The sequence below is a fragment of the Streptomyces sp. NPDC000151 genome (genome assembly GCF_040301705.1).
Classification (GTDB): Bacteria; Actinomycetota; Actinomycetes; order Streptomycetales; family Streptomycetaceae; genus Streptomyces.
On sequence record NZ_JBEPFC010000306.1, the window covers coordinates 1 to 1560 of the forward strand.

The 1560-nt window shown below is 73.4% G+C and carries 2 protein-coding genes and 1 pseudogene; all 3 read right to left on the minus strand.

The genetic code is table 11. The annotated features are described in order from the left end of the window. The coding region (locus ABT381_RS35725; RefSeq protein ID WP_351602272.1) for a cobyrinic acid a,c-diamide synthase CobB at window positions 1-728 on the minus strand (728 nt) is incomplete at its 3' end. A gap of 28 nt (window positions 729-756) precedes the next feature. Then, window positions 757-1353 carry a cob(I)yrinic acid a,c-diamide adenosyltransferase gene (gene cobO / locus ABT381_RS35730; RefSeq protein ID WP_351602275.1) on the minus strand — a complete coding sequence of 199 codons (597 nt, stop codon included), beginning with the start codon at window positions 1351-1353 and terminating at the stop codon, window positions 757-759. Further along, window positions 1353-1560: pseudogene (locus ABT381_RS35735) on the minus strand (hypothetical protein); the annotation flags it as partial. The pseudogene ABT381_RS35735 and the gene cobO, both read right to left, overlap by 1 nt.

Here is a 1560-nt window from a genome sequence, read left to right on the forward strand (position 1 = left end):
GGGGCCGCGGGCTCCCACGCGGGACCGGTCAGCTCCGGCGCGCTGCGCGCCAGCGCCAGCAGCCCGTCGAGATCGCAGCCCTCGCGGATCTGCGCCGCCTGCGCCTGTACGGACTCCACCGCCTCCGGGGCCCGCTCCGCGACCGGGACCAGGCCCAGGTGCCGGGCGGGCGTACGGACCTGCGGCGCGCGCCGCAGACAGCCCAGTACCGGCACGCCCGCACCGCCCAGCGCCTCGCGCAGCAGCGCCTCGTGCCGGTCGGAGCCGACCTTGTTCAGGATCACCCCGGCGAGCCGGACCTCCGGGTCCCAGGACGCGAAGCCGTGCACCAGCGCCGCCACCGACCGGGACTGCGAGGACGCGTCCACGACCAGGACGACCGGCGCCCGCAGGAGCTTCGCGACCTGCGCGGTCGAGCCCAGCTCGCCCATCCCCGAGGCGCCGTCGAACATGCCCATGACGCCCTCGACGAGCGCCAGGTCCGCGCCCGCCGCGCCGTGCAGGAACAGCGGCTCGATCCGCTCCGGACCGCACAGGTACGCGTCGAGGTTCCGGCCAGGCCGCCCGGTGGCCAGCGCGTGGTAACCGGGGTCGATGTAGTCCGGGCCCACCTTGTGCGGGGACACCGCGAGGCCCGCCTCGCGGAAGGCCGCCATCAGTCCGGTGGCGACGGTGGTCTTGCCGCTGCCCGAGGAGGGCGCGGCGATGACCAGACGGGGAATGTTCACTGCTCGCTCACTCGTGTACCGGTACCGGTCACCACTCGATGCCCCGCTGGCCCTTCTGGCCCGCGTCCATCGGGTGCTTGACCTTCGTCATGTCGGTGACCAGGTCGGCGAAGTCCACCAGCTGCTCCGGCGCGTTGCGGCCGGTGATCACCACGTGCTGGGTGCCGGGGCGGTTCCGCAGCACCTCGATGACCTCGTCGGTGTCGATCCAGCCCCAGTGCATCGGGTAAGCGAACTCGTCCAGCACGTACAGCTTGTACGACTCCGCCGCCAGGTCCCGCTTGACCTGCTCCCAGCCCTCGCGGGCCGCCTCCTCGCTGGACTCGATGTCGCGCTGCACCCAGGACCAGCCCTCGCCCATCTTGTGCCAGGCCACCGTGCCGCCCTCGCCGGTCTCCCCGAGCACCTTCAGCGCCCGCTCCTCGCCGACCTTCCACTTCGCGGACTTCACGAACTGGAACACCCCGACCGGCCAGCCCTGGTTCCAGGCGCGCAGCGCCAGCCCGAAGGCGGCGGTGGACTTGCCCTTGCCGGTGCCGGTGTGGACGAAGACGAGCGGGCGGTTGCGGCGCTGACGGGTGGTGAGGCCGTCGTTCGGTACGACGGTCGGCTGTCCCTGCGGCATCAGGCGGCCCTTCGGTGAGTGGTGTCGGTGACGGTGCGGACGAGCGCGGAGACGCTGTCCGCGCGGAGTTCGTCGAGGGTGACGGCGGTGCCCTGCAGATCGCGGGCCAGCTCGCCGGCCAGGCCGAGTCGCACGGGCCCGGCCTCGCAGTCCACGACGACCGAGGCGGTGCCCTCGGCGGCCAGCAGCCGCGCGGCCTTGGCGGCG